At 59.6% G+C, this 22,715-nt stretch carries 26 protein-coding genes; 18 read left to right on the top strand and 8 right to left on the bottom strand.

The window, feature by feature from the left end:
• Window positions 1-13 precede the first annotated feature (13 nt).
• From lptC to GOX88_RS19485, 5 genes are all read left to right on the top strand, one after another.
• A complete protein-coding gene (gene lptC / locus GOX88_RS19505; RefSeq protein ID WP_170405800.1) occupies window positions 14-613 on the top strand; it encodes an LPS export ABC transporter periplasmic protein LptC in 600 nt (199 codons plus the stop codon).
• A 39-nt stretch (window positions 614-652) separates the two neighbouring features.
• Window positions 653-1,108 (top strand): LptA/OstA family protein, encoded by a 456-nt coding sequence (locus tag GOX88_RS19500; protein WP_170405798.1) that lies wholly within the window; start codon window positions 653-655, stop codon window positions 1,106-1,108.
• Window positions 1,108-1,866 carry an LPS export ABC transporter ATP-binding protein gene (gene lptB, locus GOX88_RS19495; RefSeq protein WP_170327805.1) on the top strand — a complete coding sequence of 253 codons (759 nt, stop codon included), beginning with the start codon at window positions 1,108-1,110 and terminating at the stop codon, window positions 1,864-1,866. Before GOX88_RS19500 ends, lptB begins: the two co-directional genes overlap by 1 nt.
• A gap of 252 nt (window positions 1,867-2,118) precedes the next feature.
• A complete protein-coding gene (gene hpf / locus GOX88_RS19490) occupies window positions 2,119-2,682 on the top strand; it encodes a ribosome hibernation-promoting factor, HPF/YfiA family (RefSeq protein ID WP_170405795.1) in 564 nt (187 codons plus the stop codon).
• A gap of 62 nt (window positions 2,683-2,744) precedes the next feature.
• Window positions 2,745-3,209, top strand: a complete 465-nt coding sequence (locus GOX88_RS19485; protein ID WP_170405793.1) for a PTS sugar transporter subunit IIA — start codon at window positions 2,745-2,747, stop codon at window positions 3,207-3,209.
• A 66-nt stretch (window positions 3,210-3,275) separates the two neighbouring features.
• Here GOX88_RS19485 and GOX88_RS19480 read toward each other — a convergent pair whose 3' ends face one another.
• Window positions 3,276-3,791, bottom strand: a complete 516-nt coding sequence (locus GOX88_RS19480) for a CAP domain-containing protein (protein WP_170405790.1) — start codon at window positions 3,789-3,791, stop codon at window positions 3,276-3,278.
• Window positions 3,792-3,960: 169 nt separating this feature from the next.
• On the opposite strand from GOX88_RS19480, the gene GOX88_RS19475 reads away from it, so the two are divergent.
• Together GOX88_RS19475 and GOX88_RS19470 are read left to right on the top strand one after the other, a co-directional pair.
• Window positions 3,961-4,560 carry a L,D-transpeptidase gene (locus tag GOX88_RS19475; RefSeq protein ID WP_170405787.1) on the top strand — a complete coding sequence of 200 codons (600 nt, stop codon included), beginning with the start codon at window positions 3,961-3,963 and terminating at the stop codon, window positions 4,558-4,560.
• Window positions 4,561-4,700: 140 nt separating this feature from the next.
• Window positions 4,701-4,883 (top strand): hypothetical protein, encoded by a 183-nt coding sequence (locus GOX88_RS19470; RefSeq protein ID WP_010442520.1) that lies wholly within the window; start codon window positions 4,701-4,703, stop codon window positions 4,881-4,883.
• Window positions 4,884-4,971: 88 nt separating this feature from the next.
• Here GOX88_RS19470 and hemH read toward each other — a convergent pair whose 3' ends face one another.
• Both hemH and GOX88_RS19460 read right to left on the bottom strand, forming a co-directional pair.
• The gene (gene hemH, locus GOX88_RS19465) at window positions 4,972-6,021 is read right to left on the bottom strand and encodes a ferrochelatase (protein WP_170405784.1); all 1,050 of its coding nucleotides are present in this window, start codon (window positions 6,019-6,021) and stop codon (window positions 4,972-4,974) included.
• Window positions 6,022-6,078: 57 nt separating this feature from the next.
• Window positions 6,079-6,909 carry a methyltransferase domain-containing protein gene (locus GOX88_RS19460; protein ID WP_170405782.1) on the bottom strand — a complete coding sequence of 277 codons (831 nt, stop codon included), beginning with the start codon at window positions 6,907-6,909 and terminating at the stop codon, window positions 6,079-6,081.
• A 16-nt stretch (window positions 6,910-6,925) separates the two neighbouring features.
• Between GOX88_RS19460 and GOX88_RS19455 the strand changes: the two genes are divergently transcribed.
• From GOX88_RS19455 to GOX88_RS19435, 5 genes are all read left to right on the top strand, one after another.
• Entirely contained in the window at window positions 6,926-7,654 is a 729-nt protein-coding gene (locus GOX88_RS19455; RefSeq protein WP_170405780.1) for a ComF family protein, read from the top strand.
• Window positions 7,655-7,691: 37 nt separating this feature from the next.
• Window positions 7,692-7,949, top strand: coding sequence for a glutaredoxin 3 (gene grxC / locus GOX88_RS19450; RefSeq protein WP_170327797.1), 258 nt, complete (start codon window positions 7,692-7,694; stop codon window positions 7,947-7,949).
• A complete protein-coding gene (locus tag GOX88_RS19445; RefSeq protein ID WP_170405777.1) occupies window positions 7,949-8,779 on the top strand; it encodes a carbon-nitrogen hydrolase family protein in 831 nt (276 codons plus the stop codon). The genes grxC and GOX88_RS19445 overlap by 1 nt, the downstream gene beginning before the upstream one ends.
• Before the next feature lie 14 nt (window positions 8,780-8,793).
• On the top strand, window positions 8,794-9,234 hold the full coding sequence (locus GOX88_RS19440) for a MarR family winged helix-turn-helix transcriptional regulator (RefSeq protein WP_170327795.1): 441 nt from the start codon (window positions 8,794-8,796) through the stop codon (window positions 9,232-9,234).
• Between the two features lie 87 nt (window positions 9,235-9,321).
• Window positions 9,322-9,999 (top strand): hypothetical protein, encoded by a 678-nt coding sequence (locus tag GOX88_RS19435; protein ID WP_170405774.1) that lies wholly within the window; start codon window positions 9,322-9,324, stop codon window positions 9,997-9,999.
• 21 nt (window positions 10,000-10,020) lie between these two features.
• Here the strand turns inward: GOX88_RS19435 and ubiG are convergent, their stop codons facing one another.
• A complete protein-coding gene (gene ubiG, locus GOX88_RS19430) occupies window positions 10,021-10,767 on the bottom strand; it encodes a bifunctional 2-polyprenyl-6-hydroxyphenol methylase/3-demethylubiquinol 3-O-methyltransferase UbiG (protein WP_170405771.1) in 747 nt (248 codons plus the stop codon).
• A gap of 48 nt (window positions 10,768-10,815) precedes the next feature.
• Here ubiG and pip point away from each other — a divergent pair, with 48 nt between their 5' ends.
• The 6 genes from pip (at window position 10,816) to infB (ending at window position 18,103) form a co-directional block, all read left to right on the top strand.
• Window positions 10,816-11,793, top strand: coding sequence for a prolyl aminopeptidase (pip, locus tag GOX88_RS19425; protein ID WP_170405768.1), 978 nt, complete (start codon window positions 10,816-10,818; stop codon window positions 11,791-11,793).
• On the top strand, window positions 11,790-12,611 hold the full coding sequence (locus tag GOX88_RS19420; RefSeq protein ID WP_170405765.1) for an ABC transporter substrate-binding protein: 822 nt from the start codon (window positions 11,790-11,792) through the stop codon (window positions 12,609-12,611). The genes pip and GOX88_RS19420 overlap by 4 nt, the downstream gene beginning before the upstream one ends.
• A gap of 158 nt (window positions 12,612-12,769) precedes the next feature.
• Window positions 12,770-13,360 carry a ribosome maturation factor RimP gene (gene rimP, locus GOX88_RS19415; RefSeq protein ID WP_170334691.1) on the top strand — a complete coding sequence of 197 codons (591 nt, stop codon included), beginning with the start codon at window positions 12,770-12,772 and terminating at the stop codon, window positions 13,358-13,360.
• Window positions 13,360-14,973, top strand: coding sequence for a transcription termination factor NusA (gene nusA / locus GOX88_RS19410; RefSeq protein ID WP_170405762.1), 1,614 nt, complete (start codon window positions 13,360-13,362; stop codon window positions 14,971-14,973). The genes rimP and nusA overlap by 1 nt, the downstream gene beginning before the upstream one ends.
• 23 nt (window positions 14,974-14,996) lie before the next feature.
• Window positions 14,997-15,620 (top strand): RNA-binding protein, encoded by a 624-nt coding sequence (locus GOX88_RS19405; RefSeq protein ID WP_170405760.1) that lies wholly within the window; start codon window positions 14,997-14,999, stop codon window positions 15,618-15,620.
• Between the two features lie 8 nt (window positions 15,621-15,628).
• Window positions 15,629-18,103, top strand: coding sequence for a translation initiation factor IF-2 (gene infB, locus GOX88_RS19400; protein ID WP_170405757.1), 2,475 nt, complete (start codon window positions 15,629-15,631; stop codon window positions 18,101-18,103).
• A 237-nt stretch (window positions 18,104-18,340) separates the two neighbouring features.
• Here infB and GOX88_RS19395 read toward each other — a convergent pair whose 3' ends face one another.
• From GOX88_RS19395 to tdh, 4 genes are all read right to left on the bottom strand, one after another.
• Window positions 18,341-19,612, bottom strand: a complete 1,272-nt coding sequence (locus GOX88_RS19395; RefSeq protein ID WP_170405754.1) for an adenylate/guanylate cyclase domain-containing protein — start codon at window positions 19,610-19,612, stop codon at window positions 18,341-18,343.
• A gap of 301 nt (window positions 19,613-19,913) precedes the next feature.
• Window positions 19,914-20,738: an alpha/beta hydrolase gene (locus GOX88_RS19390; RefSeq protein WP_170405752.1), complete on the bottom strand. Its 825-nt coding sequence runs from the start codon at window positions 20,736-20,738 to the stop codon at window positions 19,914-19,916.
• Window positions 20,739-20,741: 3 nt separating this feature from the next.
• Window positions 20,742-21,620 (bottom strand): tryptophan 2,3-dioxygenase, encoded by an 879-nt coding sequence (locus tag GOX88_RS19385; protein ID WP_170405749.1) that lies wholly within the window; start codon window positions 21,618-21,620, stop codon window positions 20,742-20,744.
• Between the two features lie 63 nt (window positions 21,621-21,683).
• Window positions 21,684-22,712: an L-threonine 3-dehydrogenase gene (gene tdh / locus GOX88_RS19380; protein WP_170406015.1), complete on the bottom strand. Its 1,029-nt coding sequence runs from the start codon at window positions 22,710-22,712 to the stop codon at window positions 21,684-21,686.
• Between the last annotated feature and the right edge of the window lie 3 nt (window positions 22,713-22,715).

Below are 22,715 nucleotides of genomic sequence, written 5' to 3'. Positions count from 1 at the left end.
GGAGGGTCGCACGGTGGACGGACATTCCCGCATGGTTCAGTTCTTCAAGGTGGTGCTGCCGTTGGTGGCCATCCTGATGCTGTCCACCGTTTTCCTTCTGTCGCGCAGTATCGAGACCAATGTCAGCGTTCCGTTTACCCAGCAGGACATCGATGAACGGCTGGCCGATCAGGTGGTGACGCAACCGAATTACCGTGGCACCACCCGCAAGGGCGAAGAGGTTCAGATCGAGGCGATCCGGGCAACGCAGGGACGCGAAGGCTCAATTCCCACTGCGGCCGAATTCCGTGGCCGTATGAACCTGTTGGACGGTGGGGTCATCACGCTGGATTCCAATTCGGGCATGATCCGGCCCGACAAGAACACGGCCACGTTTGTCGGTGACGTCGTTATCACTTCGACCGATGGCACGGAAATCACCACCGACCTGCTGAATACCTCATTGGACGAAATCCGGGGCGACGCGCCCGGTCAGGTCAACGGAACCGGGATCATCGGCAATTTCACCGCCGGCAGCATGAGCTTTGGTACGGAAAAAACCGATGGCCCCGTGCATATTCTTTTTACAGATGGCGTGAAGCTGATATACGAGCCTCAAAGAGCAGAAAGATAACCTGTGTTCGATTTCCGATTTGTGCCACTTTGCCTATTTATGATCCTTGGTGCCTTTTCTGCGGCGGCGCAGGAGACTCAGGTTGCGTTTGGCGCGACCCAGGCCGACCCCAGCCTGCCGGTTGAAGTGACCTCGGAAAAGCTGAACGTCAATCAAGAGGACGGATCGGCCGAGTTTCTGGGCAATGTGATCGTCATTCAGGGCGAAATGCGCCTGACTGCCGAACGTGTGCTGGTCATCTACAACGAGGACCGCTCGGGCATTGAGAGGATGGAAGCGACCGAGGATGTGGTTCTGGTCAGCCCGCCCGACGCGGCCGAGGGCGACTGGGCCGAATATACCATCGATTCCGGCGTGATCGTGATGAAGGGCAATGTGCTGCTGAACCAGGGGCCCAGCACCATCAGCGGCGATCAGATGAATGCCGACCTGACCGCAGGTACCGCGACGATGACCGGCAATGTCAAAACCATCCTGCAGCAGGGCAACAACTGATGGCGCGCCCCGAACTGACCGTGGCCGAGGGCAATTCCGGCCTCAGTATCGAAAAGCTGCGGAAATCCTACCGCAAGAAGACCGTGATCCGGGATGTGTCGATGACGCTTGCCCGGTCCGAAGTTGTGGCGCTGTTGGGGCCGAACGGGTCGGGCAAGACGACCACATTCTACTCGGTCGCCGGGCTGGTTTTCCCCGAGGCGGGCACGGTCACGATTGACGGGCAGAACGTCACGACCCTGCCGATGTATCGCCGCGCCCGACTGGGTATCGGCTATCTGCCGCAGGAAATGTCGATCTTTCGCGGCATGAGCGTCGAGGACAATATCGCCGCTGTTCTGGACATTACGGTGCGTCACGCCCATCGCCGCAAGGAGCGACTGGAAGAGTTGCTGTCGGATTTCTCGATCGAACACCTGCGCCGGGCACCAGCCCTGGCACTGTCGGGCGGTGAACGCCGCCGCGTTGAGATTGCCCGCTGTCTGGCGGCTGATCCGAAATATTTGCTTTTGGATGAACCCTTTGCGGGTGTTGACCCGATCAGCGTCGGCGATATCCGCCACCTTGTCGCGGATCTGAAAAAGCGCGGCATCGGCGTTCTGATCACCGACCATAACGTGCGGGAAACGCTGGAAATTGTGGATCGCGCCTATATACTGCATGACGGGCAGGTTTTGATGTCCGGAACCCCGGACGAAGTGGTCGAAAATGAGAACGTCCGCCGCGTCTATCTGGGTGAAAATTTCCGGATTTCATAAGCTTGCGCAGAAATGCGCCGAGTGCATGGCGGAAATCACGTATATACACGTCTGTTTTGATTGACTCTTCGGCCGTCTCTTGCCTCAATTGGGTCATGGCATTTCTTCGGTTCCCGTCTGGATCACGATGCCCCTTCATGGAAAGGGGAACGGTGCGGCTACCGCTGGAAATGTCTCTACCCCCCACCCGATAAAAAGAAGTGCGTCGCGTTACGTGACGTCAGAATGGGTGTGAATTGTGAAGGAGATCACATGCGTTACCAAATCAGCGGAAAACAGATCGACATCGGTGTTGCACTCCAGACTCATGTGCAGACCGAACTGGGCGAGGTCGTGGGCAAATACGCCCAGCGTCCGACCGATGCCAATGTCGTCTTTTCCCGTTCTGCGCATGAATATGTATGCGAAACCACCGTACATCTTTCCACCGGTCTGACGGCGCAGGCCAAGGCTCACGCAACCGAAATCTACGCGGCGTTCGAGGGCTGCTGCGACAAGATGGAAACCCAATTGCGCCGCTACAAACGCCGCCTCAAGGATCACCACAAGGATCGGTCCGAGCCGGTTGAACTCTTCGGAGCTTCCTCATATATCCTCGCTTCTGACGAGTCTGAGTCCGCAGCGGAGCCGGAATCCCTGCAGCCGATGATCGTGGCTGAGATGGAAACCAAGATCCCATCGTTGAGTGTTGGTGAAGCCGTTATGCAGATGGAACTGGCCGGCGCTCCGGTGCTGGTGTTCCGGAATGAAAACAAGGACGGATTGAACGTCGTGTACCGCCGGGATGATGGCAACATCGGCTGGATCGATCCGTAACAGGCAAGAATAGTAAAGGCTCGCCCCTGCATCCTGCGGGGGCTCCGCCATGGAGCGTAATCATGGAGCTTTCGAGCATACTGAAGCCCGAAGCAGTGCGTGTACTGTCGGCCGCGTCCAGCAAGAAGCGGCTGTTTCAGGAAATCGCCGACGTGGCCGACGCAACTCTGGGCCTTGGGGCCCAGATCGTTGTGGACGGGCTGCTGGAGCGGGAAAGCCTCGGCCCCACCGGTGTCGGGCATGGCGTGGCACTGCCACATGCACGCATGGCAGAGCTGGAAAGCGTGTCGGGCGTGTTCGTGATGCTGGAAAAGCCGATTGATTTCGGGTCGGTCGACCGTCAGCCGGTGGATATCGCCTTTGCGCTGTTCGCACCGGAAGAGGCCGGGGTGGATCACCTGAAGGCGCTGGCTCTGGTGTCGCGAACCCTGCGCGACACTTCGGTTTGTGCGAAACTGCGGGCCAATCCCGATCCGGTCAAGCTGTACGCCATTCTGACCGAAGCGCAGTCCATGCAAGCGGCCTAAGCCCCTGTAGATACAAAAAAGCCCCCGGTTTGCCGGGGGCTTTTTTGTTTTCGGTTGGGGCTGCGGTTATCCGCCCGCGCCCATTTCCAGCGTCCACCAGATTTTACCGCCGCCTTCCTGGTGCCAGGCAAAGCCCATCTGCGTGGCATTGGGGTCCATGATCACCGAACGCGGGCCGGGTTCCTGCATCCAGGCGGCCAGAGTTTCGGTCTCGGTCTCATAGGTTTCCGAGATCGCTTCACCCAGGAATGTGCCGTAATAGCCAACCCTCTGAGCGCGATCGATCGGCGATGAACCGTCCGACCCAAAGTGCCAGGGGCGGTTCTGGCGTGCCATGTCCTTGGCATGCGTAGCCGCCGCGGCGTTCAGTTGCGAATTCAACTGCACCGCCTGCAGGCCCTGCGCCTGACGCAGCGCGTTGACCGAATCAAGCATACGGAACTGCAGTTTTTCGGGGTTTCCCCGGATTTTATAGACTGTCGGCAGTGGCCGTCCGTCCGATCCATAGGTTGGAGTGCTGCCGGGGGTACATGCGGCCAGCCCGACAAAGCAGGCAAATAGCAAAGAAATGATACGCGTCATGATCGACCTGATATTTGGTTTAACCTAGGGCATAGCGCGACAGGCCGCCTTGGGCAAACGCACATTGGCCCGGTTCCGCATGATTCTGCCGGTTTGATTTGCGACTGACGCATTCTGGCCATAAAATACGCGTGAATTTCAGACTGGCCTTAGAAAAGGACCGCCCGTCATGGTCAAAAAACACATTCATGCGCCCTCCCGCCGGGGATTCCTGGCCGGAGCGTCGGCCCTGCTGGCCACGCCCGCGGTCGCCCAATACATTCCCGGCGACCCGTTGCGCCCCGCGCCCGAGCCGGAACCAGATGTGCGTCGCAATATCTCGGGGTTCCGTGCGCTGGACTGGCAGCCCTATTTTTCCAACACCAATAATGGGGCCATTCTGGTCGATACCGTCTCGCGCGCACTGCATTACTGGTCCGAGGATCAGCGGGTGTACAAATTATATCCCTCTTCCGTGCCTCTGACCGAGGAGCTGACCCGCCGCGGCCGCACCAGTGTGGTCCGCAAGGTCGAAGGACCCAGCTGGTCGCCTACGCCGTCGATGAAAAAGCGCAATCCGGAATGGCCGGACTATATCCCACCGGGACCGGATAACCCATTGGGAACACATGCTTTGTACCTGGGCTGGAAATATTACCGTATCCACGGCACCCACGATACGCGCAAAATCGGCCGCAGATCGTCAAATGGCTGTATCGGCCTGTTCAACGAAGACATTGCCGAACTGTTTTCTATGGCGAAGGTCGGCACGCAAGTGTTGCTTATTTGACGACATTTTCGCGCACGAACCCGCTTGCGGCGCAAGTTGCAATTGCATTCCAGTTGGATAGCTGATTAGAAAAAACCTACGAGGTAAGTCTTGGATGTGCGGTTTCGCTATTTGGAACCGTGCAAATTCTGGAGGTTAATATGAAGAAACTCGTTCTCGCCGCTGCACTGACCGCTGCTGCTTCGACCGCTTATGCCGGTAACCTGGAAGAGCCGGTTGTGGAAGCACCGGTTGTTGTTGAGGAAACTCAAGGTTCGTCGCAGGGCATCATCCTGCCGCTGATCCTGCTGGTCGTAGTTGCCGCAGCTGTTGCAGCAAGCTAATTTGACAGGCGTCATCTAGAGAAAAGGCGGTGGAGCAATCCACCGCCTTTTTTCATGTCTGGTTGAGTGGGCCTGATGGAAGGGCCGGTCAGTCCAGCCAGCCCTTCAGGTTGTCTTCGATCACCTTGCCGAGCGCCGCGATATGCGAATCATCGTCGTTGAGGCAGGGGATATAGGTAAAGCTCTCACCGCCCGCCTCTTCAAAGCTTTCCCGGATTTCTTCGTTGATCTCTTCCAGCGTTTCGATGCAATCGGCAGAAAACGCCGGAGCGATGACGGCGATGTTCTTTTTGCCCTGCTTGGCCAGCTCGGCCACGTGGTCGACCGTATAGGGCTTCAGCCATTCCTCGGGTCCGAATCGGGACTGGAAGGTTGACACAAGCTGGTCATCCGACCAGCCGAGCCGTTCCTTCAGCAACCGCGAGGTTTTTGCGCATTGGCAGTGATAGGGGTCACCCTGCTGTAAATAGCGTTCCGGCATTCCGTGGTACGAGACGACCAGAATGTCGGGCTTTGCTTCCATCGCCGCATAGGCCTGTTCCACCGATCCGGCCAAGGCGTCGATATAAGCGGGTTCATCAAAATAGGCGGGCACGGTGCGGGTTGCCGGTTGCCAGGCTTCCTCCATCAGTGCGCGGAAGAACTGGTCGTTGGCGGTGGCGGTCGTGGCACCGGCGTATTGCGGATAAAGCGGAAAGAACAGGATGCGGTCGCAGCCTGCGGCGACCATCTCGCGCACTTTGGACTTGGTCGAGGGGTTGCCGTAGCGCATGCAGAAATCGACCAGCACACGATCACCATAGCGCGCTTGCATCACGTCGCGCAGCTTGGCGGTCTGGTCCTTGGTGATCGTCATCAGCGGGCTTTCGCCCTTGTCGTGGTTCCAGATCGATTTGTAGGCCTCGCCCGAGCTGAAGGGGCGTTTGGTCAGGATGATGCCCTGCAGGATCGGTTGCCATTTCCACTTGGGATAATCGATCACGCGCTGATCCGACAGGAACTCGTTCAGATATCGGCGCATCGGCCAATAGCTGTAATCGTCCGGCGTGCCCAGATTGGCCAGCAGAATGCCGACGCGGCCCATCTTGACCTTGGGGTGGTCTGCGGGGGCGTGGGATGGGCGAGTGGCGTCAAACATGTCGAGCTTCCTGAGATTTCTCTATGCCAAGCTGAGATAACCGGAAAAACCCGGTCGTCAATCGGGCAGTTTGCCTTCTTTTGCACCCAGTGCATCGGCAAGACGTGCTTTGGCCGATCCCGGGCGTAGGGGTTTCTGTTGGCTTTCGTCCGGCGACCAGCCGGTCAGGCAGATCAGCTCGAACGTGGCGGCCAGACGGCCCTGAGGCGTGGTGAAGTGGTCGGCATAGATCTGCTGCGCCCGGGCAAAGACCTGCCGTCTTGTTGGGTGTTTCACGCGGCCCGACAGGCTGTTGGTCTCTCCCATCGCCCGAAGATCGCGCATCAGGTGGGTCAGGTCGCGATATTCCGCCGTCAGGCGCGCGGTGTCGGCGACCGGCAGAGCGAGCCCCGCCCGTTGCAGCAAACCGCCCAGATCGCGAAGCTCGGCCATAGGCGCGATGCGCGGGCTGAGGCCGCCGGCAACTTCGATCTCGGCCTGCCCAAGTGCGGCTCGCAACTCGTGCAGGGTCTCTCCACCCAGGCAGACCACCAGCAGCAGCCCGTCGGGACGCAGGGCGCGGTGGCATTGGATCAGCTGCCCCACAGGATCATTGGCCCAATGCAACGCCATGGCGTGTATGACCAGATCATGTGCGCCGGGTGTCAGGTCCAGTACGTCATCATCTGCGATGATCTGTGCTCCGGGCAGCACATCCTGCCAAATCTGCGCAAACGGCGTCACCACTGCGGGCGCCGTAAAGGTTTTGTTAACCATGGAGAGCCGATCCTGCACCTCGTCCACGGCGGCGTGGTGCAGAAACAGCGCGTCATCCTGCGCGCGGGCGCGGTGCCGGGTCAGGGCCAGGTGGTCGAACAGAGAGGGTGCGTTGGAGTCAGGCAGCTTCATAGGGCGCAATTATCGCATGTGGCAGCGGATTCAAACCGCTGTTCAACTGATCTATCCACCGCGCTGCCTGGGATGCGGCGATCTGACCGAACAGGATTTCGGCCTGTGTGGCCAATGCTGGCGCGACACGCCCTTTATTGGTGGGGTGGTGTGCGAATGCTGTGGCGTGCCCCTGCCGGGTGAGGCGGATGGCCACCGGATCGAGTGTGATGACTGCATGAAGGCGCCCCGCCCCTGGCAGGACGGGCGCGCGGCGCTTTTGTATGACGGTAAGGCGCGGTCCCTGATTCTGGCGTTGAAGCATGGGGACAGGCCGGAGTTGGCGAAACCGGCGGCCCGCTGGATGGCGCAGGCCGGGCGAGAGTTGTTCCGTGACGACATGCTGATTGCTCCGGTACCCCTGCATTGGTCGCGGCTGTTGAAACGACGTTATAACCAGTCGGCGCTGCTTGCTCAGCATCTGGGGCGGCAGACCGGGAAGGACGTGTGTCCGGACTTGCTGGTGCGACGGGTGCGGACTCCGGTTCTGGATGGCAAAACCGCTGCGGAACGGGCTGAGACATTGTCGGACGCCATTGTAGCGCATCCCAAACGGTGTAACCGGATGCAGGGGCGTGATGTTCTGTTGGTGGATGACGTGATGACCTCGGGCGCAACGCTGGCGGCTTGTGCCCGTGTCTGCCTTGCCGCGGGAGCAAATCATATTTTCGTGTTGGTACTGGCGCGCGTTGCCAAGGATGCCTAATTCGCTCAGGATTGCGCGAAACCCGAAGGGACGGAATATGAAGCCGGTAGAACTCTACACCTCGCCGCTATGCGGTTATTGCCACGCGGCCAAGCGGCTGCTGAAACAGAAAGGCGTCGAATTCAAAGAGATCGACGTCTTGCTGCACCCCAAACGCAAGCCCGAGATGATTCAGCGCGCGGGCGGCAAACGCACCGTGCCGCAAATATTCATCGGCACCGAACATGTGGGCGGCTGCGATGATCTCTATGAGCTGGAGCGCCAGGGCAAGCTGGATCGCCTGCTGGCGGCCTGATGAAAACCGCGCTGCTGCAACTCACCTCGTCGGATGATCCGGCCGAAAACCTGGCAACCGTGCGCGCCATGATGGCCGAGGCCGCCGGGCAGGGCGCGCGGTTCATCCTGACGCCCGAGGTGACGAACTGCGTATCCACCAGCACGACACGGCAGCGCGAGGTTTTGCAGCATGAAGAAGATGACCAGACGCTGGCGGGACTGCGAGATCAGGCCGCAGCGCTGGGCGTGTGGCTGCTGATCGGCTCATTGGGGATCAAAACCCACGATGCTGACGGGCGCTTTGGCAATCGCTCTTTCATGGTCGACCCGCGGGGGCAGATCGTGGCGCGGTACGACAAGATACATATGTTCGATGTGCAAGTGTCAGAGTCCGAGACCTTCCGCGAATCCAAGAACTACCGCCCCGGCGACCGGGCGGTGCTGGCCACGACCGATTTCGGCGCGGTCGGCATGACCATCTGTTATGACATCCGGTTCCCGCATCTTTATGCGGCCTTGGCGCACGCGGGCGCGCGTATCCTGACCGTCCCGGCGGCGTTTTCGCCGGTGACCGGCGCGGCCCATTGGCAATCTCTGCTGCGCGCCCGGGCGATTGAAAACAGCTGTTGGGTGCTGGCGCCCGCACAGACCGGCACGCATCCGAAAACCCGCGGCAAGACGCGCCATACTTATGGTCACAGCATGGTCGTGGCCCCGTGGGGAGAGGTCGTCATCGACGCAGGCACCGATCCGGGCATTCACTTTTTCGATTTGGATGATAGTTCTGTGACAGAGGCGCGCCGTCGCGTGCCCTCACTGACTCACGTGCGGCCTTTCGACGGGCCCTGACCCAGAACCGAGACATGACTGACGAACACAATGCCCTTGCGGTCACGCTATTCAGCGAGATCCTGACCGCCGACCAACTGTTGCGGAACCGGCTGAGCCGGGTGCTGCCCAAGGGCATGGAAATCTCGCATTTCTCGGTGCTGAACCATCTGGTGTTTGTGGGCGACGAGCGCACCCCGGCGCAATTGGCCAGCACTTTCCACGTCACGCGCGGGGCGATGACCAACACCCTGGCCAAGCTGGAATGGGCCGGATACATCCACATCCGCCCCGACTGGGACGACGCCCGCCGCAAGATGGTCGCGATCAGCCCCGCCGGTCGCAGGGCGCGGGATCAGGCGATTTCATCTATTGCCCCTCTGATCAACCGCGTGGTCGGAGAGCTGGGGCTGGAGCGCGTCCGCAGCACGCTGCCCGTGTTGCGGGATTTGCGGTTGCAGCTTGAGGGTGAATAGGGCTTAACGGATTGAAACAACACGGTTCAGTAGGTCTCGGAAGAGTTTGAGAAGCTGACGAGTGACCGGCGAGCAGGAAATTAAGTTATGCCTTGGATACTAGACGTTCAATCTGCCAACATTCGTTTAGGTTTAGAGGGCGGCTACTCAAACGAGTACAATCCGATTGATTCACATTGCTTATCGGGTTTTGTTGCCGATGTTCCGCCCGAACTGCTTCCGTTCCGGCTTGACATCTGGGAAGCGCCTAATCCTCTGCCAGAGTTTGCGAACTATTGCTATACCGATATCTACGTAGGAGAAACGGCTCGTCGATTGATTGAGGAACTCGAACCATCGACGCACCAGTTCCACGACACAATTGTTACCCGAAATGGCAAGCCTGTGACTGGTCGCCCTTATCGTTCATTCCAAACCGAGCCGCCATTTTTTCGCTTCGGAATTGGAGGAGAGTTCTTTCGCTTCCAATTGGGGGCAGAAAATGTCTTGGATGGTGCCATTGTTATTGAAGAGTCTGACGTAGCTGAATGGCACAGAAAGCTGCGCCGCAAAGACGGAAGTATTGCAGAGATACACTCTCTGGCTGTGAAAGCGCGCCCGCCGCGTCTGAAATGGCGTCGAAGCGTTGTGTTAAACCGGCACCTTTGGATCGAGAAGAGGCTGACGCAATTCTTGATCGCATCAGATGAATTGTACTCTGCATTCAAGTCTGCAGGCGTGACAGGCTTCAATGCTCAAGAGTGCCGGTTTGCTGAGAATGCTTAGGACGGGTGTGATTACCCAAACTCACCCCGGCTTCACACTCGCCGTCACATAATTCACGCTCAGATCCCGGTCCGAGATCGACCAGCTCCACAGGATCGGGTTGAACACGAATCCCTTACGGTCCACCGGGTCCAGCCCGGCCTGGCGCAGCAGGTCAAACAGCTCATCAGGCGTGATGAACTTGTTCCATTCATGCGTACCGCGCGGCAGCCAGCGCATGACGACCTCGGCCCCGAAAATCGCCATCGCATAGGATTTCGGGTTGCGGTTGATGGTCGAGCAGATCAGCAAACCGCCCGGTTTCAGCAAGTGTTGTGATGCGGTCAAAAATCCCGCCGGGTCGGCGACGTGTTCGACCACCTCCATGTTCAGAACCACGTCGAATTGCTCGCCCGCAGCGGCCATGTCTTCGGCGGTGGTGTGGCGGTAGTCGATTTCCAGCCCCGATTGCTCGGCATGGATGCGGGCGACGGGCAGGTTGCCTTCGGCGGCGTCGGCTCCGACGACCGTGGCCCCAAGACGCGCCATCGGTTCGCTCAGCAACCCGCCACCACAGCCGATATCCAGCAGTCGCAAGCCCTCGAACGGGCGCGGCGCCTTCAGATCACGGTCAAATTCGCCCGCAATCTGTTGTGTGATATAGTCCAGACGGCACGGATTCAGCATGTGCAGGGGCTTGAATTTCCCATGAGGGTCCCACCACTCGGCCGCCATCGCTTCGAATTTTGCGATCTCGGAAGGGTCCACCGTGTTCGGATGCGCTTGCATTCCTGTCTCCGTATGCTCTTTTACGTTTAAGGACTATATAGGCCCATAATGGACAAGTACCCGGACCAAAAGCGCGCAGTTCAATATCTGTACCCGCCGATCGATCCTTTCGATCAGCGCATGGTCGATGTGGGCGACGGGCACCGTATCTATATGGAACAATGCGGCAATCCCAACGGCAAGCCGGTGGTCGTGCTGCATGGTGGGCCGGGCGGCGGCTGCAGCCCGGCGATGCGGCGGTATTTCGACCCGGCCGTCTTTCGGGTGATTCTGTTCGATCAGCGCGGCTGTGGCCGGTCGCGGCCGCACGCGTCAGTGACCGACAACACGACGTGGCATCTGGTCGCTGATATCGAGCGGTTGCGGACCTTGCTGGATATCGAGGATTGGACCGTGTTCGGCGGCAGCTGGGGCGCGACTCTGGCACTGGTCTATGCGCAGGCGCATCCAGACCGCGTCAATCGCCTGGTGCTGCGCGGTGTGTTTCTGGCCACCAAGTCTGAGCTGGACTGGTTCTATGGCGGCGGCGCGGGCAAGTTCTGGCCCGAACCATGGGCGAAATTCACTGCTCTGCTGACCGAGGAAGAGCTGTCCGACACCATCGGGGCTTACAACAAGCGCCTGTTCTCAGGGGATCGCGCAACGGAAATCCTGTACGCGCGTGCGTGGTCGGCATGGGAAAATGCGCTGGCGTCGATTCACACCAACGGCGCAACAGGGGAAAGCCCCGGCGAATATGCGCGTGCCTTTGCGCGGCTTGAGAATCACTATTTCATCAACGGTGCCTTCCTTGAGAAAGACGGGCAGATTCTGGATCAGGTCGAGAAGATCGCCCATATCCCCGGCCATATCGTGCAGGGGCGCTATGACATGATCTGCCCGCCGCAGGCCGCCTGGAATTTGGCGGAACGCTGGCCCAACGCCGACCTGAGAATGGTGCGCAACGCAGGCCACGCCTTGTCCGAACCCGGTATCAGCGCCGAACTGGTCCGGATCATGGACCGCGTGGCCGAGGGGGTGGCATGACCCGGATTGACCGCCGCGCATTATTTGCCTCGGGTGCTGCCGCTGCGTTGCTGGCGGCGACCGGGGCCTCGTTGGCGGATACGCCCAAGAAAGGTGGCACGCTGCGCCTTGCGGTGCCGCGCGATGACAGTCTGGAACAGGTGGCCCGAGGGGCCGTGTTCGATACCCTGACCGAGATTGCGCCCGACGGCACCCTGCGCGGTGAACTGGCAACCGGCTGGCAGACCGATGCCGACGCGTGCGTCTGGCGTTTTGACCTGCGCAGCGACGTGGCGTTCCACGATGGCACGGTTTTGGACGTGGCTGATGTGGTCTCGGTGCTGCGCGAGGTCGGACGGGCCGAGGCGCTGACGCCCGACTCGGTGCGGCTGGAACTGGCCGAGGCCAATCCGGGCCTGCCTTTCCTGTTGGCCGACAACCGCTTTGTCATCACGCGCGAGGGTCAGGGCGTGACGCCTCTGCACGCGGCCAATGGCACCGGTTGTTATCGTGTCGAACGGGCCGAGGATGATCGCAATTTCCTGGGCCGCAAGGTTGCCGGGCATTACAAGGACGGCACCGCCGGGTGGGCCGACACGTTCGAAATCATTGTCATCCCGGATGCCCGCGTCCGGGCCGAGGCGTTGCGGGACGGCTATGTAGATGTGGCGGCCCTGCCCGAAGGCGATGATCTGAAAGGCCAGCGCGGTCTGCGGTACCACCCCAGCGAATCGGATGTGGCGCTGGCCGTAGCCCCGCAGGTGGGTATGCCGCGCCAGATCGGGGCAAGACGCGCACTGGACGACGGGCGCATTGCCGAGCGGTGGTGGCGGGCGTAAATTCGTTCACGACTCGTGCCGGGGGTTGCAGTTTCGGTAAACCCTGCGTATATGCAGTTTCAACAGCGGCGTGTCGGGCTTCGGTCCGGGGCTCCACCGGAAAGTTCGACGGGCCGCGCGCCCGTTTTTTTGTGCCCGGCTGAAGGGTAGAGAACCTGATGACAAACGACCTTATTGCCAAAGCCGCCATTGACCGGCGACTGGCCGAGATCATCACCCCCGTGATCGAGGATCTGGGGTACGAGCTCGTCCGCATCCGCCTGATGAGCGGTAAGCAGACCACGCTGCAGATCATGGCCGACAAGCCCGATGGCGGCATCGAAGTGGATGACTGCGCCGAGATTTCCAACGCGGTCAGCGCCACGCTGGATGTCGAGGACCCGATCCTTGATGCCTACACGCTGGAAGTGTCCAGCCCCGGCATCGACCGCCCTCTGACCCGTCTCAAGGACTTTGAGACATTCGAAGGGTATGAGGCCAAGATCGAGACCGCCGAGCTGATCGACGGCCGACGCCGCTTTAAGGGTGAACTGGCCGGGATCGAAGGGGATGAGGTTCTGATCAACATCCCCGAGGGGGCTGAGACGATTACCATCGGTCTGCAATTCGACTGGCTGAGCGACGCCAAGCTGGTCCTGACCGATGACCTGATCAAGGAAATGCTGCGCCAGCGCAAGGACGCCGGTGCCCTGAACGAAAACGCTTTCGACGAGATTGAGACCGAAGGGTCCGAAGAGGAGACGAACTGATGGCAATCACCTCAGCCAACCAGCTGGAGCTGCTGCAGACCGCCGAGGCCGTGGCCCGCGAAAAGATGATCGACCCCGGTCTGGTCGTCGAAGCGATGGAAGAATCGCTCGCCCGTGCCGCCAAGAGCCGTTACGGCGCCGAGATGGACATTCGCGTCTCGATCGACCGCAAGACCGGCAAGGCAACCTTTACCCGCGTCCGCACCGTTGTCGAAGATGATGAGCTGGAAAACTACCAGGCCGAGATGACCGTCGAGCAGGCGAAACAGTATATGGAATCGCCCGAAGTTGGTGACGTCTTCGTCGAAGAAGTGCCGCCGGTTGAAATGGGCCGTATTGCTGCCCAGTCCGCCAAGCAGGTGATCCTGCAAAAGGTGCGCGAAGCCGAACGTGATCGTCAGTACGAGGAATTCAAGGATCGCGCCGGTACCATCATCAACGGTGCGGTCAAACGCGAAGAGTTCGGCAATGTCATCGTCGATCTGGGCGGGGCCGAGGCCGTTCTGCGCCGCAATGACAAGATCGGTCGCGAAAGCTATCGCCCGAACGACCGTGTGCGCGCGTACATCAAGGAAGTTCGCCGCGAGGTCCGTGGCCACCAGATCTTCCTGTCGCGCACCGCGCCGGAATTCATGGCCGAGCTGTTCAAGATGGAAGTGCCGGAAATCTATGACGGCATCATCGAGGTCAAGGCCGTGGCCCGTGACCCCGGATCGCGCGCCAAGATCGCCGTGATTTCCTATGACGGTTCGATTGATCCCGTCGGCGCCTGCGTTGGTATGCGCGGCAGCCGCGTGCAGGCCGTTGTTAACGAACTGCAGGGCGAAAAAATCGACATCATCCCGTGGAACGAAGACCAGCCGACCTTCCTGGTGAACGCGCTGCAGCCCGCCGAGGTTTCCAAGGTGGTTCTGGACGAAGAAGCCGGCAAGATCGAAGTCGTGGTGCCCGAGGAGCAGCTGAGCCTCGCCATTGGCCGTCGTGGTCAGAACGTGCGCTTGGCCAGTCAGCTGACCGGTCTGGACATTGATATCATGACCGAGGCCGAAGAATCGGCGCGCCGTCAGAAAGAATTCGAAGCCCGCACCAAGCTGTTCATGGACAGCCTCGATCTGGACGAGTTCTTCGCGCAGCTGCTGGTGTCGGAAGGCTTCACCAACCTCGAAGAGGTCGCCTATGTCGAGCTCGACGAACTGCTGGTGATCGACGGCGTCGACGAAGGCACCGCGCAAGAGCTGCAGACCCGCGCACGGGAATTCCTGGAAGCACAGGCCAAGGCGGCATTGGATGCGGCCCGCTCTCTGGGCGCCGAGGATAGCCTTATTGAATTCGAAGGCCTGACACCCCAGATGGTAGAGGCGCTGGCCAAGGACGATGTGAAGACCCTGGAAGACTTCGCAACCTGCGCCGACTGGGAACTGGCCGGTGGCTGGACCACGGTCGATGGCGAACGCATCAAGGATGATGGTGTACTGGAGCCCTTCGGCGTGACGCTTGAAGAGGCGCAGGATCTGGTCATGACCGCCCGCATCATGCTGGGCTGGGTCGATCCGGCCGAGTTGGAGCAGGCCGAAGAAGACGGCGAAATTGCTGAAGAGGAGGCCGAGGCCTGATCTCAGGGCCTCGGGTGGCACACATGGGTCGCGGTGGCGTCCATAAGGATCGGTCCGAAGGACCTGAGCGCAAGTGCATCGCCACGGGCGAGATTCAGCCTAAATACGGGCTGATCCGCTTTGTGACGGGGCCGGACGGTCAGGTCTTTCCGGATGTCGCGGCGAAACTGCCGGGGCGCGGGGTCTATGTGGCGGCGGATCGCGCTGCACTGGACAAGGCCGTGGGCAAGAAGCTGTTCGCCCGCGGGTTCAAGGCGCAAGTAAGCGTGCCGCAGGACCTGGTGGACGAGGTCGAAAAGCAGGTTGCGCGCCGGGTGATCGAGTTGCTGAGCCTTGCGCGCAAGTCCGGTGACGCAGTTGCCGGATATGAAAAGGTCAAGACGTGGCTGGACCGGGAAGAGGCCCAGGTGCTGATTCAGGCCATCGATGGATCGGGGCGCGGCAAGTCGAAACTCAGCACGCCGCACTTCGGAAAATACATCGGATGGCTCACTGCGGACGAGTTGGGACAGGCATTTGGACGCCAAACGGTGATTCATGCGGCCTTGGCCTCTGGTGGACTCGCCAAACGTGTTGTAGAGGAAGCGCAGCGCCTGCGTGGCTTGCGCGAAACGGATGACGGCGGCAGGGGCCGCGCGGAAGGGTAAGAAGCTTTATGAGCGATAATGACGGCAAAAAGACATTGGGTCTTCGTGGCGGGGCACGCCCCGGAAATGTGAAACAGAGTTTCAGCCACGGACGTACCAAGAATGTCGTGGTGGAAACCAAACGCAAGCGCGTGGTGGTTCCCAAGCCGGGCGCCGGCAAACCGGGTGGCGGAGCAACGCCCTCGGGTGATCCGTCGCGCCGCCCTGCCGGGATTTCCGACGCGGAAATGGCCCGCCGGATGAAGGCGCTGCAGGCCGCCAAAGCGCGCGAGGCCGAAGAGGCCGCCGCCCGCGAGGCTGCCGAAAAGGCGCGTGAAGAAGAACGCGCCCGTCGCCGTGCCGAGCAGGAAGCCAAGGAACGCGAACAGCGTGAGGCTGAAGAACGCGCACGTCAGAAGGCCGAAGAGGAAGAACGCAAGCGCAAAGAGGCAGAAGAAGCCGCCAAACGCGCTGCTGCCGCCCCGGCCCCCGAAGAACCCAAAGCCGCCCGTGCACCGGCCAGCAAGCCGGCGCCCGCCGCCGCTCCGCGCAAGCAGGATCGCGAACGCGAACAGCGTGGCCGTGGCAAGGGTCGTGACGACAACCGCCGCTCGGGCAAGCTGACATTGGGTCAGGCCACCGGTGGCGAAGGCAACCGTCAACGCTCGATGGCGTCGATGAAACGCAAGCAGGAGCGTGCGCGTCAGAAAGCCATGGGCGGCCCGGTCGAGCGGGAAAAGGTCATCCGCGACGTTCAGCTGCCCGAGGCGATCATGGTCTCGGAACTGGCCAACCGTATGGCCGAGCGTGTGGCTGATGTCGTCAAGGCGCTGATGCAGATGGGCATGATGGTGACGCAGAACCAGACCATCGATGCTGACACCGCCGAGCTGATCATCGAAGAATTTGGCCACAAGGTCACCCGCGTATCCGATTCGGATGTTGAAGACGTCATCAAAGAGGTCGAAGACAGCGAGGAAGATCTGCAGCCGCGTCCGCCGGTCATTACCATCATGGGTCACGTTGACCACGGTAAGACCTCGCTGCTGGATGCGATCCGCGACGCACGCGTTGTGGCAGGTGAGGCCGGTGGCATCACTCAGCATATCGGCGCCTATCAGGTGAAAACCGATGGCGGCACCACGCTGACCTTCCTGGATACGCCGGGTCACGCGGCCTTTACCTCGATGCGTTCGCGCGGGGCTCAGGTCACGGACATCGTTGTTCTGGTTGTTGCTGCGGATGACGCGGTGATGCCGCAGACGATCGAGGCGATCAACCACGCCAAGGCGGCCGAAGTGCCGATGATCGTGGCGATCAACAAAGTCGACAAGCCGGACGCAAACCCGGACAAGGTCCGCACCGATCTGCTGCAGCATGAAGTGATCGTCGAGAAAATGTCGGGCGAGGTTCAGGACGTCGAAGTCTCCGCCGTCACCGGTCAGGGTCTGGACGAGCTGCTGGAAGCCATCGCGCTGCAGGCCGAGATTCTGGAGCTGAAAGCCAACCCCGACCGCGCCGCCCAAGGTGCCGTGATCGAGGCGCAGCTGGACGTGGGCCGCGGTCCCGTGGCCACCGTTCTGGTTCAGAACGGCACGTTGCGTCAGGGCGATATCTTCGTTGTGGGTGAGCAATACGGTAAGGTCCGTGCGCTGATCAACGACAAGGGCGAACGCGTCCAGGAAGCTGGCCCCTCGGTTCCGGTCGAGGTTCTGGGTCTCAACGGCACGCCCGAGGCCGGTGACGTTCTGAACGTGACCGAGACTGAAGCGCAGGCCCGTGAGATCGCCGCTTATCGTGAGCAGGCCGCCAAGGACAAACGCGCCGCCGCCGGTGCCGCGACCACCCTTGAGCAGCTGATGCAGAAGGCCAAGGAAGACGAGAACGTGGCCGAGCTGCCGATCCTCGTCAAAGCTGACGTACAGGGTTCCGCCGAGGCCATCGTTCAGGCGATGGAAAAGATTGGCAACGACGAAGTGCGCGTGCGTGTGCTGCACTCGGGCGTGGGTGCGATCACCGAGACGGATGTCGGTCTGGCCGAAGCGTCCGGCGCACCGATCATGGGCTTTAACGTCCGTGCCAACGCATCGGCACGGAACACCGCGAACCAGAAGGGTGTGGAGATCCGCTATTACTCGGTAATCTATGACCTTGTGGACGACGTGAAAGCCGCCGCCTCTGGCCTGCTGAGCGCTGAGATCCGTGAGAAGTTCATCGGTTACGCCGAGATCCGCGAAGTCTTCAAGGTTACCGGTGTTGGCAAGGTTGCCGGCTGTCTGGTCACCGAAGGCGTTGCCCGCCGTTCCGCAGGTGTCCGCCTGCTGCGCGACAACGTGGTGATCCACGAAGGCACGCTGAAGACGCTGAAGCGTTTCAAGGACGAAGTGGCCGAGGTTCAGTCGGGTCAGGAATGCGGTATGGCGTTCGAAAACTACGACGATATCCGCGCAGGCGACGTGATCGAAATCTTCGAGCGCGAAGAAGTCACCCGCACGCTGGACTGATCCGGTACGGTATAGAAACAGAAAACAGCGGCCCCCTCGGGCCGCTGTTTTTTTGTGGAAAGTCGCGAGTTTTCGATCGTGTGTTCAGGATCTTCTGAAATCAGTCGGTGCCGCGCGTCTTACAATCCTGTCCTGATTACGGGTGAAGCTGGCTAAACGTCGGCTGTGCGGACAAAGCAGTCGTTCATTATTTGTTGCAGAAAACCGAAATGACTAACTTAAGATCAAACAAATCGTTCATTTGGATCGATTGATTGAGCTACTTTTATCGACCGGTGGTGCGAACTCTGGAAGCGTAAAGACCTGTGTTGTTTGTGACATACCTGCTAACTGGTGTTGTCCCAAGGGCTCAAGCCGCGTTGCAACATCCGCTGCGAATTCCGAGGACATTACCAAAGGTGTTTTTAGAGACTTACACAGTCCCTCAAGCCGATTGACTTGGTTTACCGCCGGGCCAATCGTGGTGAAATCCAGCCTACGTTCCGTGCCGACGTTTCCATACATTACGGAACCCCGATGTAAGGCAATTCCAAATTCAATTCTGCCGCCGTGCTTTTGCCAGGTGATGTTTTTTTCCCTCGCGCGAGCTAAGCTCTCCAACACTGAAGACAATGCAGCGCGGCTCATGTCGACTGCCGGCCTCGACTTTTCGTCCACTGGGAAGATTGCCATAACCGCGTCGCCGATAAATTTAAGGATTTCACCGCCGTGATCTTCTACTGCTCCGGCCGTGCAATCGAAATAGTCGTTAATTAACGCAAGATATCTATTCAATGGCATGTCTTCTGCCATCCGACTGGAGTTTCTAAGGTCGCAATAAAACAAAATACAGTCGATTGCCCCTCCATCGCCGCGCTCGATTACGCCTTCAAGGACACGGTTTCCAGAGTAGCTTCCTAGATAGGCATCCATGAGACCTTGCGCAAGAATGCGCGATTGAGCGTTTTTTATAACCAGCGCAAGGGCAGGCATGAGTGCTCGGATATAGTTGATTTCAGAGTCGCTAAATCCGCCTATACGTCGTGTAGAAACCGACATCATAACGCCCTCCATTCCGGGCGGAAAATCCGACCAGCGGCTAGCGTCGTCGCGATGATAGCTTTCAAATTGAACCAGGTAATCCGTTGCACCATCTGAACGAAGGTCTTCCAGGATCGGAAAACTGGTCTCGACCGACCCATCCTCCAACTTGTAACGCCTATAGGAACCGCCGTTATGCGCCAAATCGAAAAAAGGTGTATTGCGGAATCCAGGTGTCGCAAGCTGGTCTCTGGGCGTTAGTTCGACCTTGGCTTGGTCGTCGCGGACCGTCCAAAGCACATTCAAGGCGCCAAAAATTGGGTGCAGGACCATGCCCCCGACGTTGATCCGAGCTACAGGGACACCAGCGGAAACCAGACGGTTGCCAAAGCCTTGCACTACATCCTCGGCCTTAGTATCGCGAAGACCGCACCCCATCAGCCAAGCAGCAACGCTATCTAAAAGTGGAGACCTGCTGAACTCAATCATACTGAGACATTTTCTTGCCTAATAAAGCGTATTGAACCAGCTCGGTACTGAGACCTTAGACCGATTTGACACAATGAGCGCAGGGAGCCTTGTACCGAGTGTTCAGTCCTTTTGTATCACAGCACTGCTATTGTCTCCTAGCTTGGTGCGCTAAATAACCAGTTTCACCCCTCTACTCAAAGGTCGGCTACGGGCTCGAACCGGACATTCGAGGCTCGGTCAAAAAAGTACGGTTTGTATTGGTTGTGTTGGCTCTTTGAGGCAAAGACCAAATCTGTTTAACGCTCAATACCCTTTATTATCAACACGTTGCCAAAAACGTCCCCGGGTGCATGATGATATCGAAATGCTGCATCCCCTTTTGCAGGTCGAAACTGACTGAATGGCCGCCTTTGCGCAGCAATTCGGCATAGTCGCGGCTCTGACGGATGAATTCGGGTGTGTCCCGTTCCGCCACGGTCACGTGATAGCGCGGGCCGGGGGCGGGGAGGTGCAGGATGGGGGACAGGTCGTGTACCTCGACCGGGGTCAGTTGCAGCGGATCGTTGACAGGCGTCAGGCTGATCGGCTCCAGATCGTAGACGCCGCTGATCAGGATCACATCGCGCACCCGCATCCCGGCGCGGGCCAGCGCATTGGCCGACTCCGCCATGACCATGCTGACCAGATGCGCACCAGCACTGTGGCCGGACAGGGTGACGCGGGATGGATCGAACCCCAGGTTGAACGCATTCTCCGCCAGCCAGAGCAGTGCGTTGCGGCATTCCTCGATCATGTCCCCGATACGCGCATCCGGGGCGAGCGTGTAATTGAGGGTGGCAAAGGACTGCTCGGCCTCGACCAGTGCCGGGGCCATCATCGCCGACTCGCGCTGGCTGAGCGCCTGCCAATAGCCGCCGTGGATAAACACATGCAGCGGCGCGCCTGCGCCTTTGGCAGGAAAGAAATCCAGAACCTGCGCCGGGCTGTCGCCATAGGCCAGGTTCTCTTTCACCTTCATCTGCGCCCGGTGCTGCGCGCTGAGCGCGGCATAGCTGTCGATATAAGGGGTGAGATCACCGCCGATCATCGACCGGGGCGAATATTCCTGATCCAGCTCCTCCTGAGTGAAACCCCGGTACAGCATCGCTTACTCCTGCTCGGTATACATCAGTTCGGTCCGCATATCGTAAAGATCATGGAAGAACCGCAAATCCAAGGCCTTGCGCAGGAAGGATACGCCGCTGGACCCACCCGTACCGGGCTGGTTGCCGATCACCCGTTCGACCGCTGTGACGTGATCGAAGCGCCAGCGCTGAAACAGAGATTCCACATCCATCAGCTTTTCCGCCAGCGCATAGAGGTCCCAAAACCGGTCGGTGTCGCGATAGACCTGTACCCAGATTTTCACAACACGCGCGTCGCCAGAATAGGGCTGCGCATAGTCACGATCCAGCAGGTCCTGCGGCACGTCGAATCCCTGACGCGCCAGCATGAACAGCACTTCGTCATAAAGCGACGGCTTGGTCAAAGCTGCGTTCAGTATCTCCATGACCTCGGGGTCATGTTCATGCACTTTCAGGGTCGAGGCATCCTTGTTGCCCAGAATGAACTCGATCTGACGATAGCCATAACTTTGAAACCCCGAAGAGCTCCCCAGAGCTTGACGGAATGTCATGTAATCTGCGGGCGTCATGGTCAGCAGGGTTTCCCATGCCGCGATCAACTGCCGCTGGATCGCCTTCACCCGGTCAAGGTTCTTCATCGCCGGGCCAAATGCATCCTGTTGCAGGAAGTGGCGTGTCTCGACCAGTTGGTGGTGCATCAGTTTCAGCCACAGCTCGCTGACCTGATGGATGATGATAAACAGCATCTCATCGGGTTGGGCGGGGTCCTGAAAGGTCTTTTGCAGGTTCAGCAAGGTCTTGAGCTGCAGGAAATCGCCATAGCTCTTGCGGTGGGTTTGCGCGAAATCCGTGACCAGCGAGTCCTCGATCCCGCGTTCCAGATACCTGTCTTTATCGCCCATGTGCTCCTCCAAACGCGCGGGTTCTTCCCTGTTTAGGATCAAAACCCGCGCGGTGCCAGAGCGTTAGGTCCAGTCGAGCACCACCTTGCCCGACCGGCCCGATTTCATTGCGGCAAAGCCTTCGGCGAAATCGTCGACCTTCATCTCGTGTGTGATCACCCGGCTGACGTCCAGACCGTTCTGCAACATGGCAATCATCTTGTACCAGGTTTCGAACATCTCGCGCCCATAGACGCCTTTGATGGTGATCGCCTTGAACACGATGCGCGACCAGTCGACCGGAGATTTCCCCGGCGGAATACCCAGCAGGGCGATCTTGCCACCCATCACCAGTGCCTCGACCATCTGATCCAGAGCAATTTGTGAGCCCGACATTTCCAGCCCCACATCGAAGCCTTCTTTCATGCCCAGTTCGGTGATGACGTCCTGCAACTCTTCTTTAGAGACATCGACGGTGCGCACGGTGGGTACAACGTGTTCGGCAAGTTTCAGGCGGTCGGGGTTGATATCGGTGATCACCACGTGCCGTGCGCCTGCGTGGCGCGCGACAGCCGCGGCCATGATGCCGATGGGGCCAGCGCCGGTGATCAAAACATCCTCGCCCAGCAGATCGAAACTCAGCGCAGTGTGCACGGCGTTGCCCAGCGGGTCGAGGATGGCGCCGATCTCATCCGGCACATCATCGGGCAAAGGCACGACGTTGAAGGCGGGCAGTTTCAGGTATTGCGCAAAAGCCCCCTGTTCGTTCACGCCGATCCCGCGCGTGCCGGGGTCCAGATGGAACTTGCCTGCGCGGCTTTGACGGCTGTCGGTGGTGATCAGGTGGCCTTCGCCGGAACAGCGCTGACCAATCTCAAGCCCGGTCACATTGCGCCCGAGTTCGACGATTTCACCGGCGAACTCGTGCCCGGTGATCATCGGAACCGGCACCGTCGCGGCGGCCCACTCATCCCAGTTCCAGATATGGATATCGGTGCCGCAGATGCCGGTCTTGTTGACGCGGATCAATACCTCTTCCGGGCCGATTTCGGGCACCGGGGCCTGTACCATCCAGAGGCCCTCTTCGGGCTTGGATTTCTCAAGTGCTTTCATGGT

It is taken from the genome of Ruegeria arenilitoris (assembly GCF_013030985.1).
GTDB lineage: Bacteria > Pseudomonadota > Alphaproteobacteria > Rhodobacterales > Rhodobacteraceae > Ruegeria > Ruegeria arenilitoris_B.
The sequence above is the reverse complement of the archived record's forward strand: the minus strand, read 5'-3'. Positions and strand labels throughout refer to the sequence as shown.

What these genes read in the sequence shown, in the direction of transcription:
- GOX88_RS19500 (WP_170405798.1), top strand. Translation starts at nt 653, where the DNA reads ATGATCCTTGGTGCCTTTTCTGCGGCGGCGCAGGAGACTCAGGTTGCG.
- lptB (WP_170327805.1), top strand. Translation starts at nt 1,108, where the DNA reads ATGGCGCGCCCCGAACTGACCGTGGCCGAGGGCAATTCCGGCCTCAGT.
- hpf (WP_170405795.1), top strand. Translation starts at nt 2,119, where the DNA reads ATGCGTTACCAAATCAGCGGAAAACAGATCGACATCGGTGTTGCACTC.
- GOX88_RS19485 (WP_170405793.1), top strand. Translation starts at nt 2,745, where the DNA reads ATGGAGCTTTCGAGCATACTGAAGCCCGAAGCAGTGCGTGTACTGTCG.
- GOX88_RS19480 (WP_170405790.1), bottom strand. Translation starts at nt 3,791, where the DNA reads ATGACGCGTATCATTTCTTTGCTATTTGCCTGCTTTGTCGGGCTGGCC.
- GOX88_RS19475 (WP_170405787.1), top strand. Translation starts at nt 3,961, where the DNA reads ATGGTCAAAAAACACATTCATGCGCCCTCCCGCCGGGGATTCCTGGCC.
- GOX88_RS19470 (WP_010442520.1), top strand. Translation starts at nt 4,701, where the DNA reads ATGAAGAAACTCGTTCTCGCCGCTGCACTGACCGCTGCTGCTTCGACC.
- hemH (WP_170405784.1), bottom strand. Translation starts at nt 6,021, where the DNA reads ATGTTTGACGCCACTCGCCCATCCCACGCCCCCGCAGACCACCCCAAG.
- GOX88_RS19460 (WP_170405782.1), bottom strand. Translation starts at nt 6,909, where the DNA reads ATGAAGCTGCCTGACTCCAACGCACCCTCTCTGTTCGACCACCTGGCC.
- GOX88_RS19455 (WP_170405780.1), top strand. Translation starts at nt 6,926, where the DNA reads ATGTGGCAGCGGATTCAAACCGCTGTTCAACTGATCTATCCACCGCGC.
- grxC (WP_170327797.1), top strand. Translation starts at nt 7,692, where the DNA reads ATGAAGCCGGTAGAACTCTACACCTCGCCGCTATGCGGTTATTGCCAC.
- GOX88_RS19445 (WP_170405777.1), top strand. Translation starts at nt 7,949, where the DNA reads ATGAAAACCGCGCTGCTGCAACTCACCTCGTCGGATGATCCGGCCGAA.
- GOX88_RS19440 (WP_170327795.1), top strand. Translation starts at nt 8,794, where the DNA reads ATGACTGACGAACACAATGCCCTTGCGGTCACGCTATTCAGCGAGATC.
- GOX88_RS19435 (WP_170405774.1), top strand. Translation starts at nt 9,322, where the DNA reads ATGCCTTGGATACTAGACGTTCAATCTGCCAACATTCGTTTAGGTTTA.
- ubiG (WP_170405771.1), bottom strand. Translation starts at nt 10,767, where the DNA reads ATGCAAGCGCATCCGAACACGGTGGACCCTTCCGAGATCGCAAAATTC.
- pip (WP_170405768.1), top strand. Translation starts at nt 10,816, where the DNA reads ATGGACAAGTACCCGGACCAAAAGCGCGCAGTTCAATATCTGTACCCG.
- GOX88_RS19420 (WP_170405765.1), top strand. Translation starts at nt 11,790, where the DNA reads ATGACCCGGATTGACCGCCGCGCATTATTTGCCTCGGGTGCTGCCGCT.
- rimP (WP_170334691.1), top strand. Translation starts at nt 12,770, where the DNA reads ATGACAAACGACCTTATTGCCAAAGCCGCCATTGACCGGCGACTGGCC.
- nusA (WP_170405762.1), top strand. Translation starts at nt 13,360, where the DNA reads ATGGCAATCACCTCAGCCAACCAGCTGGAGCTGCTGCAGACCGCCGAG.
- GOX88_RS19405 (WP_170405760.1), top strand. Translation starts at nt 14,997, where the DNA reads ATGGGTCGCGGTGGCGTCCATAAGGATCGGTCCGAAGGACCTGAGCGC.
- infB (WP_170405757.1), top strand. Translation starts at nt 15,629, where the DNA reads ATGAGCGATAATGACGGCAAAAAGACATTGGGTCTTCGTGGCGGGGCA.
- GOX88_RS19395 (WP_170405754.1), bottom strand. Translation starts at nt 19,612, where the DNA reads ATGATTGAGTTCAGCAGGTCTCCACTTTTAGATAGCGTTGCTGCTTGG.
- GOX88_RS19390 (WP_170405752.1), bottom strand. Translation starts at nt 20,738, where the DNA reads ATGCTGTACCGGGGTTTCACTCAGGAGGAGCTGGATCAGGAATATTCG.
- GOX88_RS19385 (WP_170405749.1), bottom strand. Translation starts at nt 21,620, where the DNA reads ATGGGCGATAAAGACAGGTATCTGGAACGCGGGATCGAGGACTCGCTG.
- tdh (WP_170406015.1), bottom strand. Translation starts at nt 22,712, where the DNA reads ATGAAAGCACTTGAGAAATCCAAGCCCGAAGAGGGCCTCTGGATGGTA.